A 16834-nucleotide genomic window follows, 5' to 3' on the forward strand; every position below is an offset into this window, starting at 1 on the left:
GAAGTTTGCCACAACATCGGAAACTTGGCGCCTATCCCGCACAAACACCTTACCTGTGGCGAGCGAGCTTGCTCGCGCTGGGTCGCGAAGCGGCCCCAGTCGGTCACTGAGGTGCTTCAGCCTGAACACTGTTGGCCGCGATGGGGCTGCTTCGCCGCCCAACGCGAGCAAGCTTGCTCGCCACCGGTGTGCCTCACGCCTCGACCTGGCTCCATTGCTTGCTCAAGCGCTTGTCGGAAATCGGTACCTTGGTGCCCAACTGCTGGGCAAACAACGACACCCGGTATTCCTCCAACCACCAGCGATACAGCTCCAGTTGAGGGTCGCGCTTGCCTTCCTGGGCGTGTTTGTTCAGGCGGTTCTGATACTGGCTCCACAGGCCGCCCAACTCGGTACTCCAGACCCGATCCTTCTGCACCTGGCTCGGCAATTTCTCCAGGCGCAACTCGATGGCCTTGAGGAAACGCGGCAGCTCCTTGAACCATTGCGCGGGGGTTTCCCGCACGAAGCCGGGATACACCAGGTTGCCCAGTTGCTGCTTGATGTCATTGAGAGCCACGGCCTGGGCCAGGTCAATCTTGCCCTTGAAGCGTTTTTGCAGGCCATGCCACAGTTTCAAGATTTCGAGGGTCAAGCGCGCCTGGCGCTCGGCATGCTCGGTCCAACTGCCGCGCTTGCGCTCGGCCAAGGCTGCCAGGCCGGCGCCATCCCGCGGCAGGCTGGCTTCGCCCTCCAGCACGCAGCTGTCGAGGCTGGCCAACAGAATGTCTTCCACCAAGGCTTCGATGCGCCCCAGTTCGCGGTACATCAGCCCCAATTCAGTCAGGCCAGGCAACTTGCCCCGCAGGAATTTTGCCGGTTCGGCCAATTGCTGCAACAGCAGACGCTGCAAGGCTCGACGGTGCTGGAACTCGGCCTCGGCGGCGGTGGAGAAACGCCCTTCCTTCACCGTACCGTTTTCTTCCACCAACGCCGGATAAACCGTCATCGACAGCCCGGCGATGTTTTGCTGGGTTTTCTCGGCCACCGCCGCGAACACCTTGGCCTCCACCGGCTGCTGGCTTTTCGCAGTCTGCGGCACCGCCAATGCAGCCTGGCTGGCTTCGGCGAAGCGCGCCGTCAGCTCGGCCAGGTCGCGGCCTTCGCCGAGGAACTTGCCCTGGCCGTCGACCACTTCGAGATTCATTTTCATGTGGTTTTCCACCTGCTGCGCGGCTTCGGCCCAGGCTTCATCGCTGACCCGAGCGCCGGTCATGCGCAACAGCTCGCGCCCCAATGCCTGAGGCAAAGAGCCTTGGCCGAACTCGATACGCTGCAACGCCGCCTTGACGAAATCCGGCACCGGTACGAAGTTCTTGCGCAGGGCCTTGGGCAAGTTGCGCACCAGGGCAATGCACTTGGCCTCGATCACACCCGGCACCAGCCATTCCAGGCGTTCGGGAGGCAAGGCCGGCAACAGCGGCGCCGGTACGCGCAAGGTCACGCCATCGCGCGGATGGTTGGGCTCGAAGTGATAACTCAAGGCAAGGGCCAGGTCGCCCAGGTGCAAGGTGTCTGGATAATGGGCGGCGGTGACTTCACTGGCCTCGCGGGCCAGCACGTCTTCCTCGCGCATGATCAGCAGCTGCGGGTCCTTCTGGCTGTTGACCTTGTACCAACTGTCGAAGGTCGCGGTCTGGTGGATCTCCGCCGGCAAGCGCGCATCGTAGAAGGCGTACAGGGTCTCTTCGTCCGCCAGGATGTCGCGCCGGCGGGCCTTGGCTTCCAGTTCATCGAGCTGTTCCAGCAGTTGCTGGTTGGCGGTCAGGCATCGGGCCCGGGACTGAATCTCGCCCCGTACCAGGCCTTCGCGGATAAACAGCTCGCGGGACGTCACCGGATCAATCGGCCCGTAATGCACCGGCCGGCGACCGACGATGATCAACCCGAACAGGGTGATCTGCTCAAACGCCACCACCTGTCCGCGCTTCTTCTCCCAATGGGGTTCGAAGTGGTTTTTCTTGATCAGGTGCCCGGCCAACGGCTCGATCCAGTCGGCGTCGATCTTGGCCACCATCCGCGCATAGAGCTTGGTGGTTTCCACCAGTTCGGCGGTCATCAGCCATTGCGGGCGCTTCTTGCCGATGCCCGACGAAGGGTGAATCCAGAAGCGCCGCTGGCGCGCGCCGAGGTAATCACCGTCTTCGGTTTTCTGGCCGATCTGGCTCAGCAGGCCAGACAGTACCGCCTTGTGCAGTTTCGGGAAGTCCGCCGGTTCTTTGTTAACGGTCAACTGCATGTCGCGGCAGATCAGGCTCAACTGGCGGTGGGAATCACGCCATTCCCGCAGGCGCAGGTAATTCAGGAAGTTCTTGCGGCACCAGTTGCGCAACGGGCTGGCGGTCAATGCCTGGCGCTGTTCTTCAAAGCCGCGCCACAAGTTCACCAACCCGGCGAAGTCGGAATCCGGGTCCTTCCATTGTGCGTGGGCCTGGTCGGCGGCTTGCTGGCGTTCCGGCGGGCGCTCGCGCGGGTCCTGGATCGACATCGCGCTGGCGACAATCAGCACTTCCTGCAAGCTGCCCAGCTTGGCCGCTTCCAGCAACATGCGGCCCATGCGCGGGTCCACCGGCAAACGCGCCAGCTGGCGGCCCATCGGCGTCAGTTGGCTGTTGCGGTCGACGGCCGACAGCTCTTGCAGCAGATTAAAACCGTCACTAATGGCCTTGCCATCCGGCGGCTCGATAAACGGGAAGTCGGTGATCTCGCCCAAACGCAGGTGCAGCATCTGCAGGATCACGGCCGCGAGGTTGGTACGTAGAATCTCGGGGTCGGTAAATTCCGGGCGCCCGATAAAATCTTCTTCGCTGAACAGGCGCACACAAATGCCCGGCTCGACGCGCCCGCACCGGCCTTTACGCTGGTTGGCGCTGGCCTGGGAAATCGCCTCGATCGGCAAGCGCTGGACCTTGGCCCGGTAGCTGTACCGGCTGATGCGCGCAGTGCCGCTGTCGATCACATAACGAATGCCCGGCACGGTCAGCGAGGTTTCCGCGACGTTGGTCGCCAGCACCACGCGGCGGCCCGGGTGGGACTGGAAAATTCGCTGCTGCTCGGCCGGTGACAGGCGCGCGTACAGCGGCAGGATTTCAGTGTGCTTGAGCTGGGCCTTGCGCAGCATGTCGGCAGCATCGCGAATCTCGCGCTCGCCGGGCAGGAACACCAGCACATCGCCGGGGCTCTTGCGCTCGCTGCGCTCAAAGGCGGCAATTTCATCAAGGGTGGCGAGAATCGCCTGGTCGACGGTCAGGTCGTCCTCGACGCGGTTGCCCTCCTCGTCCTGCTCCAGGGTCAGCGGGCGGTACCAGGTTTCCACCGGGAACGTGCGGCCCGACACTTCGACAATCGGCGCATCGTCGAAGTGCTTGGAAAAGCGCTCCAGGTCGATGGTGGCCGAGGTGATGATGACTTTGAGGTCCGGGCGACGCGGCAGCAGGGTTTTCAGGTAGCCCAGCAGGAAGTCGATGTTCAGGCTGCGCTCGTGGGCTTCGTCGACGATGATCGTGTCATAGCGCTCGAGGTAGCGGTCGTTCTGGGTTTCGGCCAGCAGGATGCCGTCGGTCATCAGCTTGATCAGGGTGTTGGAATCACTCTGGTCCTCAAACCGCACCTGGTAACCCACCAGCGAACCCAGTGGTGTCGCCAACTCTTCCGCGACCCGGCTCGCCACGCTGCGCGCTGCAATCCGCCGCGGCTGAGTGTGGCCGATCAAACCGTATTGGCCACGGCCGATTTCCAGGCAGATTTTCGGCAACTGCGTGGTTTTACCCGAGCCGGTCTCACCGGCAATGATCAGCACCTGATGCTTGAGCAGCGCTGCCTTGATCTCGTCACGCTTGGCGGCGATCGGCAAGCTGTCGTCGTAGCGAATCACCGGCAGGCTGGCACGCCGCGCCGCCACCTGGGCACAGGAGGCCTGCATCCGCGTCACCCACTGCGCAAGTTTTTCCTCATCGGGCTTCTTGCGCAGCTCAAGCAGCTGCCGCCGCAAGCGGTGGCGGTCGGCGAGCATGGCGTGATCGAGGTTTTTCAGCAGTTGGTCGATAGCGGGCGCTTGGTCAGTCATCAGGTACGCAAAGGTCGTCTATTTATGCAGGGGCCGGATTGTCGCAGAAAAGCGCCGCCACGCGCTCCCCTCATTCGTTGTCCAGGCCCTTGCGCCGGTAGGGAAACACATCAATCACCTTGCCGGCGCGAATCGCCTCTTGCAGGCTTTTCCAGTAGTCGGCGTTGTACAACTCGCCATGCAGTTCGTCGAACAGCCGGCGCTGGCCCGCATCGGCAAACAGGAACGGCGGAAATTCCTCCGGGAACACGTCCAGCGGGCCGATGGAGTACCAGGGCTCGGAAGCCATTTCATCTTCAGGGGTGCGCGGCGCCGGGATATGCCGGAAGTTGGCCTCGGTGAGGAAGCAGATTTCGTCGTAGTCGTAGAACACCACGCGACCGTGACGGGTGACGCCAAAATTCTTCAGCAGCATGTCGCCGGGGAAAATGTTCGCCGCCGCCAGTTGTTTGATCGCCAGGCCGTAGTCTTCCAGCGCTTCGCGCACCTGGGCTTCGTTGGCATTTTCCAGGTAGAGGTTGAGCGGGGTCATGCGCCGTTCGGTCCAGCAGTGGCGGATCAGCACCGTATCGCCTTCCACTTCGACGGTGCCAGCGGCGACTTCAAGCAGCTCGGCCAGGCACTCGGGCTCGAATTTGCTCAGCGGAAAACGGAAGTCGGCGAACTCCTGGGTGTCGGCCATGCGCCCGACCCGGTCGACACTTTTCACCAGCCGGTACTTCTCGATCACGGTGGCGCGGTTGACGTTTTTCGAGGGTGAAAACCGGTCCTTGATGATCTTGAACACGGTGTTGAAGCCCGGCAGGGTAAACACGCTCATGACCATGCCGCGCACGCCCGGCGCCATGATGAACTGGTCATCGGTGGTGGCGAGGTGGTTGATCAGCGCCCGGTAGAATTCGGATTTGCCGTGTTTGTAGAAGCCGATCGAGGTGTACAGCTCGGCAATGTGCTTGCCCGGCAGGATGCGCTTGAGGAAGCCGATAAACTCCGCCGGCACCGGCACATCCACCATGAAATAAGAGCGGGTGAACGAGAAGATGATCGACACATCGGCCTCGTCGGTGATCAGCGCGTCGATCTGGATGCCGCGCCCTTCGCGGTGCAACAGCGGGATCACCAGCGGCCATTGTTCGTCGCGGGTGTAGATGCGTCCTACGAGGTACGCGCCTTTGTTGCGGTACAGCACCGAGGAAAACAGCTCGACGTTGAGGTCTGGGTCCTTGCACACCCAGTCCGGCAGGTTTTCGCGCAGCTGTGTTTCCAGGCGGCGCAGGTCTGCGGGCAAGTCGGCGTAGGGTTCGCTGAAGCGGTAGTCGGCAAAAATCTGTTCCAGCATACCCGCCAGCTTGCCGCCGGGCTTGTAGGTGCGGGTTTGCGCAGCGCGGGCGCGGCGCATGCTCGGCCGGGTGGTGTGGATGAACATGCAGCCGTCGCTGATCAGGTCATGACTGAACAGGCCGCAAAACGTCGAGTTGTACCAGGTCTCGGACAGCTCATCGTCAAACCGCAGGTCAATCAGGCTGATGTAGGCGCTTTTCACCAGCGGCCATACTGAAATGTCGAGCAATACGGCCTCATCGAAGGCCGCGCGCAGCCGCGCCGTGACCTCGCTGACCTTGTCTTCATACAGGTTGATACGCGCAGCCGACGCCGCCTGCCCTTGCTGCCACTGCGCCTTTTCGAAACGCTCCCGGGCGCCGTCGGTGATCTGGCGGAAGTGCTCGCGGTAGTCGTCGAAGCCGTCGAGGATCATCTGCGCAATGTCGAGGGCTGGCGTTTGCTGCGGCATTTGGGAAACCTCTGCGGGCATTTGGAGTGAGCTGAGCTTAGCCAGTGTGCGGGTAGAGGAGAAGGGTCATTTTTCGTTCAGACTTGTACAGCTTTGTTCATTTTGTACATTTATTTTCAATTTTATGAGTTCGACCATTCGGTCAATAAAAACACCTTGCAGTCATCCCCTCCCGGTTAAACGTTTCATCTGAAGACCTTTAACCACGGGCCTTACCTGTGTGTCTTCGGGAAAATCCGAGTCTTTGCTCTACCACAACAGACCTCTCCCATTCTCCGCGCATTGGATCCAACGTAAGGGAAACCCTGATTACAAGAATGATGGCTCTTTGCTATATAGCGCGCCCTCTCCCACCCTAACAAGGTCAGAAGACCGACCCGGGAACAGGTTCTAATCGCCCAAGGAGCATTGAGATGTCATTGAGGAATATGGGGATTGGCCTGCGCGCCAGTCTGAGTTTTGGGGTTTTGGCCAGTCTGTTGATAGTGGTCGGCCTGTTTGGTTTGGGGCAAATGGCCAAGCTGCGGGAAAGCGCGCTGGTCATCGAAGAATCGTGGATGCCAAGCATTGAAAACATTCACGACAGCGCCGCCTATGTCGCCAGCATCCGCCTGGAAGCGCTGCGCTTGCTCACCACCGATGAGTCGAGGGTGCGTGACAACAGCAAAAACCTGATCAGCCGCCAGCGCGGCGACCTTGAAGAACTGCTGAAGCGTCACGAAACCCTTCTGAGCAACGAGCAGGAACGCGACATGCTCAAGCAGTTGAGAGCCAACGTTGCGAGTTACATGACGATCGTCGCCCAGATGATTCAATTGGTCGACCAGGACCAACAGCAAAACGCCATGGACCTGCTCAACAGTCGCCTGGCGCCCCAAGGCGGGGTCCTCAATAAAAGCCTGGAAGACATGATCACCTTTAACCAGAAAGGTGTGGAAGACGCCGCAGAATCGGCGGCCCAGATGTACACCAGCGCCCAATGGGTAGTCGGCGCCATTATCGTCACTGCCCTGCTGGCCACCTTATTGCTGGCCTGGCTGCTGACCCGCAGCATCACCACGCCGATTGGCCAGGCACTGACGGTGGCCCGCACCATCGCGTCCGGCGACCTGAGCCGGCCGATCGTCGTCGAAGGCAAGGATGAGCCGGCGCAGTTGCTAACGGCATTGGCCACCATGCAGACCAACCTGCAGGAAACCATCCGTGGCATCAGCGAATCGTCGCAGCAGTTGGCATCGGCGGCCGAAGAGATGAGCTCGGTAATGGAACAGAGCACCCGCGGCCTGCAAGCGCAGAACGACGAAATCGAACAGGCCGCCACCGCCGTGACGCAGATGAGCGCAGCAGTGGATGAAGTGGCGGGCAATGCGGTGTCCAGCGCCGAAGCTTCCAAGGCCTCCGACGAAGACAGCAAGCACGGCCACTACCAGATCAGCGAAACCATCAGCTCGATCCAGAACCTGGTGGACGAAGTACTCGGCGCCTCGACCAAGGCTGAAGGCCTGGCGGTGCAGGCTCAAGACATCACCAAAGTGCTGGAAGTGATTCGCGGGATAGCCGGGCAGACCAACCTCCTGGCGCTCAATGCCGCGATTGAGGCAGCCCGCGCGGGCGAGGCCGGCCGGGGTTTTGCGGTGGTAGCGGACGAGGTGCGCTCGCTGGCACAACGCACCCAGGATTCCACCGAAGAAATCGAGCAGATGATCAACGGTATCCAGCAAGGCACCCGGGATACCGTCGGCGCCCTGAACAGCAGTGCCGAACACGCCGGCCAGACCTTGCAGCGGGCCAACAGCGCCGGCAGTGCGCTGGAGAAAATCACTGCGGCAATCTCGCAGATCAGCCAGCGCAACCTGGTGATCGCCAGTGCCGCCGAGCAGCAGGCGTTGGTGGCTCGCGAGGTGGACCGCAGCCTGGTGAATATTCGGGATCTGTCGACGCAAACAGCAGCCGGTGCCACCCAAACCTCGGCGGCCAGCCAGGAACTGTCACGACTGGCGGTGGACCTCAACGGGTTGGTGACGCGTTTTGTGCTGTAAAGCTGTATTAGCGATTGTGTCAGACAGGTCGGTGGGCAACACTTCCACCCTTATCCAACAGGAGTTTTTCCGTGAGACCTGTCGACACCCTGCACCTGTTGGTGCTGGCCGCTATCTGGGGCGCTAGTTTTCTGTTCATGCGAATTATCGCGCCGGAGATCGGCACCCTTCCTACCGCGTTTTTCCGGGTGTCGATTGCCGCCACCGGCCTGCTGGTGATCCTCGCCATGATGCGGGTGAGCTGGGACTTCCAAGGCAAGTTCAAGACGGTTCTGTTGCTGGGCGTCATCAACTCCGGCATTCCCGCGACCATGTATTCGGTGGCGGCCCAAGTACTGCCAGCCGGCTACTCGGCGATCTTCAATGCCACCACGCCGCTGATGGGCGTGTTGATTGGCGGGCTGTTTTTCAGTGAGCGCCTGACACCGTCGAAAATCGCCGGGGTATGTCTGGGGCTGTTTGGCGTTGGCGTCCTGACCCGCGCCGGGCCGGTGGCCTTCGATATGGAACTGCTGATGGGCGCGCTGGCGTGCCTGTTGGCAACCACATGTTATGGCTTTGCCGGCTTTTTGGCACGACGTTGGCTCGATCAACGGGGCGGCCTGGACAGTCGCCTGGCGGCCTTGGGCAGTATGCTCGGGGCCTCGCTGTTTCTGCTGCCGCTGTTTGCCTGGAGTGCCATCCGCCATCCACCGGTCAGTTGGGGTGGTTGGCCTGTGTGGTTGTCGCTGCTGGGATTAGGGCTGGTGTGTACGGCGTTTGCCTACATCCTGTACTTCCGCTTGCTGACGTCCATTGGCCCGGTGAAGTCGATGACCGTGACCTTCATGATTCCGCCGTTTGGGGTGTTGTGGGGCGCGTTACTGCTGGATGAGCCGTTGTCCATGGCGCATCTGTATGGCGGGTTGTTGATTGCGGGGGCGTTGTGGCTGGTGCTTCGGCCGGGGAAGTTGGCTAAATCCCTGTAGGAGCGAGCTTGCTCGCGAAAAACGTCAAGGCACCGCGTTCATTCAGACATCGCGCGTTATCGTTGACGTCCATCGCGAGCAAGAACCAGGCGTGCCCCTCGCTCCTACAGTGGTGCAGGTTGATCAGCTCTTACGGAACACAAACGCCAATCCGACGATGATCAAGCCCATCCCCAGCAAGCTCAGCATTGCCAGCTTGTTGCCGAAGATCAGGTAGTCCATTACCGCTGTCACTGCGGGCACCAGGTAGAACAAGCTGGTGACATTCACCAGGTTGCCCCGGGCGATCAGCCGGTACAGCAACAACGTCGCCAGCAGTGACACCACCAGCCCCATCCACAGCACCGGCACGAAAAAGCCGGTGCTGTGTTCAAAGTGGAGCGGCTGGAACGGTACAAACACCGAGCACAACAGCAAGCCGGCCAGGTACTGCACCGGCAGCGTGCCCAACGGGTTATCGGTGATGCGTTTCTGCATGATCGAACCGAAGGTCATGCTGGCCAGCGCCAACAGGCCGAAGAGCACCCCGGCCAAGGACATGCCGGACATGCCGATGCCCTGATACACCACCATGATCAACCCCGCCAACCCCAGCGCCAGGCCGAACATCCGGCTCCAGGAGCGCTGACGTTCCATCAACACCACGGTCAGAATCGGCTGCACCCCCATGATGGTTGCCATCATCCCGGGCGTCACTTTGAGGTCCAGGGCCAGCAGGTAGAAAATCTGGTAAGCCCCCAACAGCACCAGCCCGGTGGCCGCCGCGTAGAGCATCGGCTTGCCGGGGCGTGGCAACTTCAGCTTGAGGATCGGTACCAGAATCACCAACCCCGCCAGGGCGATGGCAAAACGGATCAGCAGAAACGCAAAGGGAGACGCGTGGGCCAAGCCCCATTTGGAGAAAATCGCCCCGCTGCTCCACAGCAATACAAACAGGCTCGTGGAGGCCGCCGCGGCCACGGATTGTTTCGAAAGAACAGACATGGATACCACCTGTGATCAGGCAAAAAGCCAACTCAGCAACAGCTGAAATTCAGTAGGTTTTTTTCAGGCGGGCACAGGGGAACAGCAATCAGCTGATCAGCCCTAAATGCCAACACCCGGCGGTGATACGACTGCGTACACCGGCGTGCTACTGACAGGTGGGGGGTAGTGACTGATCTGCGCAGGCTGCTGGTTCCCGCACGGCACGACCGCAGCGTTGACCGCTGAATCGACTACCGCTATGCGCAGGGAAGCTGGCATGTGCTGATCTTTTTTGAGGGGATGAATACGGTGTGTGAAAACACCAGGGGCCGACTATAACCAGCTGGGAACATGCTTTGCAATGAGTTTGCCAAAGGGCCAGTAAGGACAGGTAATGGAGGCGTGCCTAGGCTGAGGAAACCAGCCACCCCTGACCTCAAGAGAAAAAATGCCGCGACCACACACCTTTCTCAGGTACCAGTTGAATAGGTCAAAAGCCCGCAACTTTGCCAATGCAACACTTGCCCGATTGCCGACTAAATCGAAGCACGTAACCCCCGACATACCGGACCTCACGCACGTCAGATTTGAAGCAATCGATGGGGCTGCTCTGGATGCCTATCACACATGGGAGTCGCCCTGCTTTTCATGGGAAGAGGTCGTACAGTGGAAAGCGAAGGAGCTGATGTATTTCGACATCTCAATCTGGTTGGATCGTGAACTCTGTGGACTGTGCTTTGCCAACCCAAACCACAGCCGACTGAGGATGCGGATCGTCCGATTAGAAGCAAAACCGGGAGGCGATCATTCACTGCGCGGTTACATCGCGCCGCTTGCGTTGATGGCCGTTGAACATTACGTACGGATCGTTGGCAGCAAGGCCATCGAAATACAGGAGCCTTTACCGGGAGCAGTTCCCGCCTACGAAAAACTGGGCTTTACATTCGATGCGTCAGGCAGGCTTGCAAAGGAAATAGGCAGCGCTTAGGATCCTGACCATCGATCAATTAATGATCAATTCGGAGACACCATGAAAGGTCTCGTTGAAAATAAAACAGCAAGAAACAAAAAATCATCCCGACGCCACGAACGGCTTAACGATGAGCCCCCAGCAGTTGATCCCCGAATCCTCCGCGCCCTCATTGAGGGAGTCGACGAGCCAGCTGGCGTATTGGCAGGACGCAAATAATCCCCCCATAAAAAAACCGCTCCAACAGAGCGGTTTTTTCGTTTCAGGCACCTGGATCAGCCAAACAGCCAATACCCCAACGCCGTCAGCACCACCACCGCCAACACCGGCCGCAGGATGCGATAAGCCTTCGGATGCTTGCGCTTCCACTGCTTGACCACACCACTGAAGCGGTCGCTGAAGCGCTTGCTCCACGCATACGCCTGGTTGATCCCGCCAACGCGCTCGTCATCCAGGTTCTGTGGCGCCGTAGCGCGACCCAGTTGGGCGCTGACCCAGCGGTTGATGCGGGTCATCAGGCGGCTGCTCAGCGGGCGTTCGATGTCGCAGAACAGAATCACCCGGGTGTGCTCGGTTTCGTTCTTCACCCAGTGCACGTAGGTCTCATCGAACATCACGTCTTCACCGTCACGCCAGGCGTACACCTGGCCGTCGACAAAGATGCGGCAGTCATCGGAGTTGGGTGTAGACAGCCCCAGGTGATAACGCAGGGAACCGGCAAACGGATCACGGTGCGGGTTGAGGTGGCTGCCACCGGGCAACAGGGCAAACATCGCGCCCTTGACGTTGGGAATGCTGCTGACCAGGGCCACGGTTTTCGGGCACAGCAGTTCAGCCGACGGAAGAGGTTTGTCGTACCACTTGAGGTAGAAACGCTTCCAGCCCTTCTTGAAGAACGAGCCAAAACCGGCGTCGTTGTTCTTCTCGGCGGCGCGGATGTAGCCCTCGTCGAACAGGTGCATGGCCTCTTCGCGAATCACCTCCCAGTTGTCCTTGAGCACGTCCAGCTCCGGGAACTTGCTGCGGTCCAGGTACGGCTTGGACGGCACCGCAGAGAAGATGTACATCAAGGCGTTATACGGGGCGAACAGCGCCGAATGGTTGACGAACTGACGCAACATCGGCAAACGGGCCTTGCCACGCAAATGCACATACAGCGTGCTGCCGATAAACAGCAGCAACACCGACAGTTTGGCGGCCAAAGAAAAGGTCATGCAGCAACTCCTGGAAATAGGCGTCTGGCCATTAGCCTCCCGTTATCGGGAAACCAGACGTAGCAGCCGGCCATGATAAACACTCCGGGCCTCGGGCAAAACCCGCGCACTCCAACAATCAGCATCCAGCGGTGCGCGATGATGGGCCAATTATGCATAAGGTCCACGCCATCGCGCTGATTTGAATCAAGCCTGGTTTTCCTGATCGGTAAACAAATCGGCAAACAACATGCTCGACAGGTAGCGTTCGCCGGAGTCCGGCAGCACCACCACGATGGTCTTGCCCTGCATTTCCGGCTTCTCAGCCAGCCGCACCGCCACGGCCATTGCCGCGCCACAAGAGATACCACACAAAATCCCCTCCTCCTGCATCAAGCGCAACGCCATGGCCTTGGATTCTTCGTCGCTGACCAACTCAACCCGGTCGACCATCGACAGGTCGAGGTTCTTCGGCACAAACCCGGCGCCAATGCCCTGGATCTTGTGGGGGCTGGGCTTGATCTCTTCACCGGCCAGCGCCTGGGTAATCACTGGCGAGCTGATGGGTTCCACCGCCACCGACAAGATCGGCTTGCCCTGGATGTTCTTGATATAGCGCGACACCCCGGTGATGGTGCCGCCGGTGCCCACGCCCGCCACCAGCACGTCCACGGCGCCATCGGTGTCGTTCCAGATTTCCGGACCGGTGGTTTTCTCGTGGATAGCCGGGTTGGCCGGGTTTTCGAACTGGGCCGGCATAAAGTACTTGCCCGGGTCGCTGGCAAGGATTTCGCCGGCTTTTTCGATCGCGCCCTTCATGCCCTTGGCCGGCTCGGTCAACACCAGTTCGGCACCTAGGGCTTTAAGCACCTTGCGCCGCTCGATGCTCATGGACGCCGGCATGGTCAGCAACAGCTTGTAACCACGGGCGGCGGCAACAAACGCCAGGCCGATCCCGGTGTTACCGGAGGTAGGTTCCACGATAGTCATGCCTGGCTTGAGTTTGCCGCTGCCTTCGGCGTCCCAGATCATGTTTGCTCCAATCCGGCACTTCACCGAATACCCCGGGTTACGCCCTTCTATCTTGGCCAGGATGGTCACGCCACGCGGGGCGATACGGTTGATCTGAACCAGGGGCGTGTTACCGATGGAGTGCGCGTTGTCTGCAAAAATGCGGCTCATGACGGGTCCTTAAGGCAATTTCAGGAAGGCCCCAAGGGTATGCCTCGTGTTGCGAGGCGTCCAGTCAAGCGAACGTCCGGCGACGCCAGCAGTCAATCGCCTACACGGATGGAGAAAAATCCTATGAAACGTCGCTACAGTTGGCCGCTCTGGACCCTCGCCGGGGTCGTGGTACTGCTGGTCGTCCTGGATATCGCCCTGCCCTATCTGGTGCGCAATTACCTGAATGACAAACTCGCTGACATGGGCGATTACCGCGGCCAGGTCACCGACGTCGACCTGGCGTTGTGGCGCGGCGCCTATCGAGTCAACGGTTTGCAGATCGTCAAGGTCGACGGCAAGGTGCCGGTACCGTTCGTCAAGGCGCCGGTGATCGACCTGTCGGTCAGTTGGCATTCGCTGTGGTATGACCATGCGGTGGTGGCCCAGGCACAGTTCATCAAGCCGGAGCTGAACTTCGTCGACGGCGGCACCAACAAGCAGGCGTCCCAGACCGGTCAGGGCACCGACTGGCGGGCGCAACTGGGCAAACTGTTGCCGATCACCCTCGACGAGGTGCGCATCGACGACGGGAAAATCGCTTTCCATAACTTCAGTTCCAAGCCGCCGGTCAACATTTACGCGACCCAGGTCAACGCCAGCTTCTACAACCTGACCAACGTGGTGGACGTCAAAGGTCAGCGCGACGCGCGCTTCGACGGCAAGGCGCTGTTTTTGGGCCAGGCGCCGCTGGAGGCGACTGCAACGTTCGACCCCTTGAGCAATTTCGAAGAATTCGAATTCCGCTTCCGCGCCCGGGATATCGAGCTCAAACGCATGAATGACTTCGCCTCGGCCTACGGCAAGTTCGACTTCAATGCCGGCACCGGCGACCTGGTGGTCGAAGCCCAAGCCGAAAAAGGCCAACTGACCGGCTACATCAAGCCCTTGCTGCGCAATGTCGAGGTGTTCAACTGGCAACAAGACGTGGAGAACAAGGACAAGGGCATCTTCCGCTCGATCTGGGAGGCCGTGGTTGGCGCCAGCGAAACCGTGCTGAAGAACCAGAACAAAAACCAGTTCGCCACACGGGTGGAACTGAGCGGCAACGTTCACCAGCAAGATATCAGCGCGTTCCAGGCGTTTTTGCAGATTTTGCGCAATGGTTTTGTCCAGGCCTTCAACGCCCGCTATGAACAGCCCAAACCTAGTGCGGATTGAAACGTTGACCCCTGTAGGAGCGAGCTTGCTCGCGAAAAGCGTCAACGCTGACGCGCGCATTCTGAATGAACGCGGCGCACTCGGGCTTTTCGTGAGCAAGCTCGCGCCTACAGAGCAATGTGACTGCCCATTCAGAGACTGAATAGCCCGTCTGCGTTCACAGTCGCCGGGGCTGCGCGGTATAGTCGGGCCAAACTGATTACTCGCCCGCTTCGGTCCTGCACCGTTCGGCGTCACGTTCGAGGATTGATAGATGAAGTTCGAAGGCACCCAGGCCTACGTTGCCACCGATGACCTGAAACTGGCCGTCAACGCCGCCATCACGCTGGAGCGGCCACTGCTGGTCAAGGGCGAACCGGGCACCGGCAAGACCATGCTCGCCGAGCAACTGGCCGAATCCTTTGGCGCCCGACTGATCACCTGGCACATCAAGTCCACCACCAAGGCGCATCAGGGCCTGTACGAGTACGACGCGGTAAGCCGCCTGCGGGACTCGCAACTGGGTGTGGACAAGGTGCACGACGTACGCAACTACCTGAAAAAGGGCAAGCTCTGGGAAGCCTTCGAGTCCGAGGAGCGGGTGATCCTGCTGATCGATGAGATCGACAAGGCCGACATCGAATTCCCCAACGACCTGCTGCAAGAACTCGACAAGATGGAGTTCTACGTCTACGAAATCGACGAGACCATCAAGGCCAAGAAACGCCCGATCATCATCATTACCTCCAACAACGAAAAAGAGCTGCCGGACGCCTTCCTGCGCCGCTGCTTCTTCCACTACATCGCCTTCCCGGACCGCACCACCCTGCAAAAGATCGTCGACGTGCACTACCCCAACATCAAGAAAGACCTGGTCAGCGAAGCGCTGGACGTGTTCTTCGACGTGCGCAAAGTACCGGGCCTGAAGAAAAAGCCATCCACCTCCGAACTGGTGGACTGGCTGAAACTGCTGATGGCCGACAACATCGGCGAAGCGGTACTGCGCGAACGCGACCCCACCAAGGCCATCCCGCCGCTGGCCGGTGCCCTGGTAAAGAACGAGCAAGACGTGCAGTTGCTGGAACGCCTGGCGTTCATGAGCCGTCGCGGTAACCGATAAGGGCGATTGCCATGCTGCTCAACCTGTTCAATGAAATGCGTGCAGCCAAGGTGCCGGTCTCGGTGCGTGAGCTGCTGGACCTGATCAACGCGCTGAAACAGCGCGTGACCTTCGCCGACATGGACGAGTTTTACTACTTGGCCCGGGCGATCCTGGTGAAGGACGAACGGCATTTCGACAAGTTCGACCGGGCCTTCGGCGCCTACTTCAACGGCCTGGAAAAACTCGACGATCACCTCCAGGCGCTGATCCCCGAAGACTGGCTGCGCAAGGAATTCGAACGTTCGCTGACCGACGAAGAACGCGCGCAAATCCAGTCTCTCGGCGGGCTGGACAAGCTGATCGAAGAATTCAAGAAACGCCTGGAAGAACAAAAGAAACGCCACGCCGGCGGCAACAAATGGATCGGCACCGGCGGCACCAGCCCGTTCGGCTCCGGCGGCTTCAACCCCGAAGGCATTCGTGTGGGTGATGCCGGCAAGCGCCAGGGCAAGGCGGTCAAGGTCTGGGACCAGCGTGAGTACAAGAACCTCGATGATTCGGTGGAACTGGGCACCCGCAACATCAAGATCGCCCTGCGCCGCCTGCGCAAGTTCGCGCGCCAGGGTGCGGCAGAAGAACTGGACATCGACGGCACCATCGACCATACGGCGCGTGATGCCGGGCTGCTGAATATCCAGATGCGCCCGGAGCGGCGCAACACCATCAAGCTGCTGTTGCTGTTCGACATCGGCGGTTCGATGGATGCCCACGTGAAGACCTGCGAAGAGCTGTTCTCTGCCTGCAAGACCGAGTTCAAGCACCTGGAGTATTTCTACTTCCACAACTTCATTTATGAATCGGTGTGGAAGAACAACATGCGCCGGGGTTCGGAACGTACCTCGACCCAGGACCTGCTGCACAAATATGGCGCCGACTACAAAGTAATCTTTATCGGCGATGCGGCCATGGCGCCGTATGAAATCACCCAGGCCGGCGGCAGCGTCGAGCACTGGAACGAAGAGCCCGGGTATGTGTGGATGCAGCGGTTCATGGAGAAGTACAAGAAGCTGATCTGGATTAATCCGTACCCGAAAGACACCTGGGGCTATACGGCGTCCACCGGGATTGTTCGGGAGTTGATCGAAGACCAGATGTTTGCGTTGACGTTGCGAGGGCTTGAGGAAGGGATGCGCTTTCTCTCCAAATAACCTGTTTCCCAGACAACCACGATCAAATGTGGGAGCGGGCTTGCTCGCGAAGGCGGTGTATCAGCCACTATATTTGGTGGCTGACACTACGCTTTCGCGAGCAAGCCCGCTCCCACATTTTGTCCTGCGG

The 16834-nt window shown here is 59.9% G+C and carries 11 protein-coding genes; 6 read left to right on the top strand and 5 right to left on the bottom strand.

Features of this window, described 5'->3' with window-relative positions; all coding sequences use genetic code 11:
• Nucleotides 1-193 precede the first annotated feature (193 nt).
• Together hrpA and aceK are read right to left on the bottom strand one after the other, a co-directional pair.
• Entirely contained in the window at nucleotides 194-4105 is a 3912-nt protein-coding gene (gene hrpA, locus CEC48_RS05370; RefSeq protein ID WP_088422805.1) for an ATP-dependent RNA helicase HrpA, read from the bottom strand.
• 70 nt (nucleotides 4106-4175) lie between these two features.
• Complete coding sequence (gene aceK / locus CEC48_RS05375) at nucleotides 4176-5897, bottom strand: bifunctional isocitrate dehydrogenase kinase/phosphatase (protein ID WP_088422806.1); 1722 nt, start codon at nucleotides 5895-5897, stop codon at nucleotides 4176-4178.
• 428 nt (nucleotides 5898-6325) lie between these two features.
• Between aceK and CEC48_RS05380 the strand changes: the two genes are divergently transcribed.
• The gene (locus CEC48_RS05380) at nucleotides 6326-7936 is read left to right on the top strand and encodes a methyl-accepting chemotaxis protein (protein ID WP_371917744.1); all 1611 of its coding nucleotides are present in this window, start codon (nucleotides 6326-6328) and stop codon (nucleotides 7934-7936) included.
• A 71-nt stretch (nucleotides 7937-8007) separates the two neighbouring features.
• Nucleotides 8008-8904, top strand: coding sequence for a DMT family transporter (locus CEC48_RS05385; protein WP_088422808.1), 897 nt, complete (start codon nucleotides 8008-8010; stop codon nucleotides 8902-8904).
• 123 nt (nucleotides 8905-9027) lie between these two features.
• Here the strand turns inward: CEC48_RS05385 and CEC48_RS05390 are convergent, their stop codons facing one another.
• Nucleotides 9028-9888: a DMT family transporter gene (locus CEC48_RS05390; RefSeq protein WP_088422809.1), complete on the bottom strand. Its 861-nt coding sequence runs from the start codon at nucleotides 9886-9888 to the stop codon at nucleotides 9028-9030.
• A 430-nt stretch (nucleotides 9889-10318) separates the two neighbouring features.
• Between CEC48_RS05390 and CEC48_RS05395 the strand changes: the two genes are divergently transcribed.
• Nucleotides 10319-10858, top strand: coding sequence for a hypothetical protein (locus tag CEC48_RS05395; protein WP_088422810.1), 540 nt, complete (start codon nucleotides 10319-10321; stop codon nucleotides 10856-10858).
• Between the two features lie 257 nt (nucleotides 10859-11115).
• Here CEC48_RS05395 and CEC48_RS05400 read toward each other — a convergent pair whose 3' ends face one another.
• Nucleotides 11116-12054 (bottom strand): aspartyl/asparaginyl beta-hydroxylase domain-containing protein, encoded by a 939-nt coding sequence (locus CEC48_RS05400; RefSeq protein WP_088422811.1) that lies wholly within the window; start codon nucleotides 12052-12054, stop codon nucleotides 11116-11118.
• A gap of 186 nt (nucleotides 12055-12240) precedes the next feature.
• On the bottom strand, nucleotides 12241-13215 hold the full coding sequence (gene cysK, locus CEC48_RS05405; protein WP_088422812.1) for a cysteine synthase A: 975 nt from the start codon (nucleotides 13213-13215) through the stop codon (nucleotides 12241-12243).
• Nucleotides 13216-13338: 123 nt separating this feature from the next.
• Between cysK and CEC48_RS05410 the strand changes: the two genes are divergently transcribed.
• The 3 genes from CEC48_RS05410 to CEC48_RS05420 all read left to right on the top strand — a co-directional run bounded on the left by CEC48_RS05410 (nucleotide 13339) and on the right by CEC48_RS05420 (nucleotide 16704).
• Nucleotides 13339-14415 carry a DUF748 domain-containing protein gene (locus CEC48_RS05410; protein ID WP_088422813.1) on the top strand — a complete coding sequence of 359 codons (1077 nt, stop codon included), beginning with the start codon at nucleotides 13339-13341 and terminating at the stop codon, nucleotides 14413-14415.
• Nucleotides 14416-14668: 253 nt separating this feature from the next.
• Complete coding sequence (locus CEC48_RS05415) at nucleotides 14669-15514, top strand: MoxR family ATPase (protein WP_048725782.1); 846 nt, start codon at nucleotides 14669-14671, stop codon at nucleotides 15512-15514.
• An 11-nt stretch (nucleotides 15515-15525) separates the two neighbouring features.
• Nucleotides 15526-16704, top strand: coding sequence for a VWA domain-containing protein (locus tag CEC48_RS05420; RefSeq protein WP_088422814.1), 1179 nt, complete (start codon nucleotides 15526-15528; stop codon nucleotides 16702-16704).
• The last annotated feature ends 130 nt before the right edge of the window (nucleotides 16705-16834 follow it).

Origin of the sequence: Pseudomonas sp. K2I15 (genome assembly GCF_002204795.1) — a bacterium.
Classification (GTDB): domain Bacteria; phylum Pseudomonadota; class Gammaproteobacteria; order Pseudomonadales; family Pseudomonadaceae; genus Aquipseudomonas.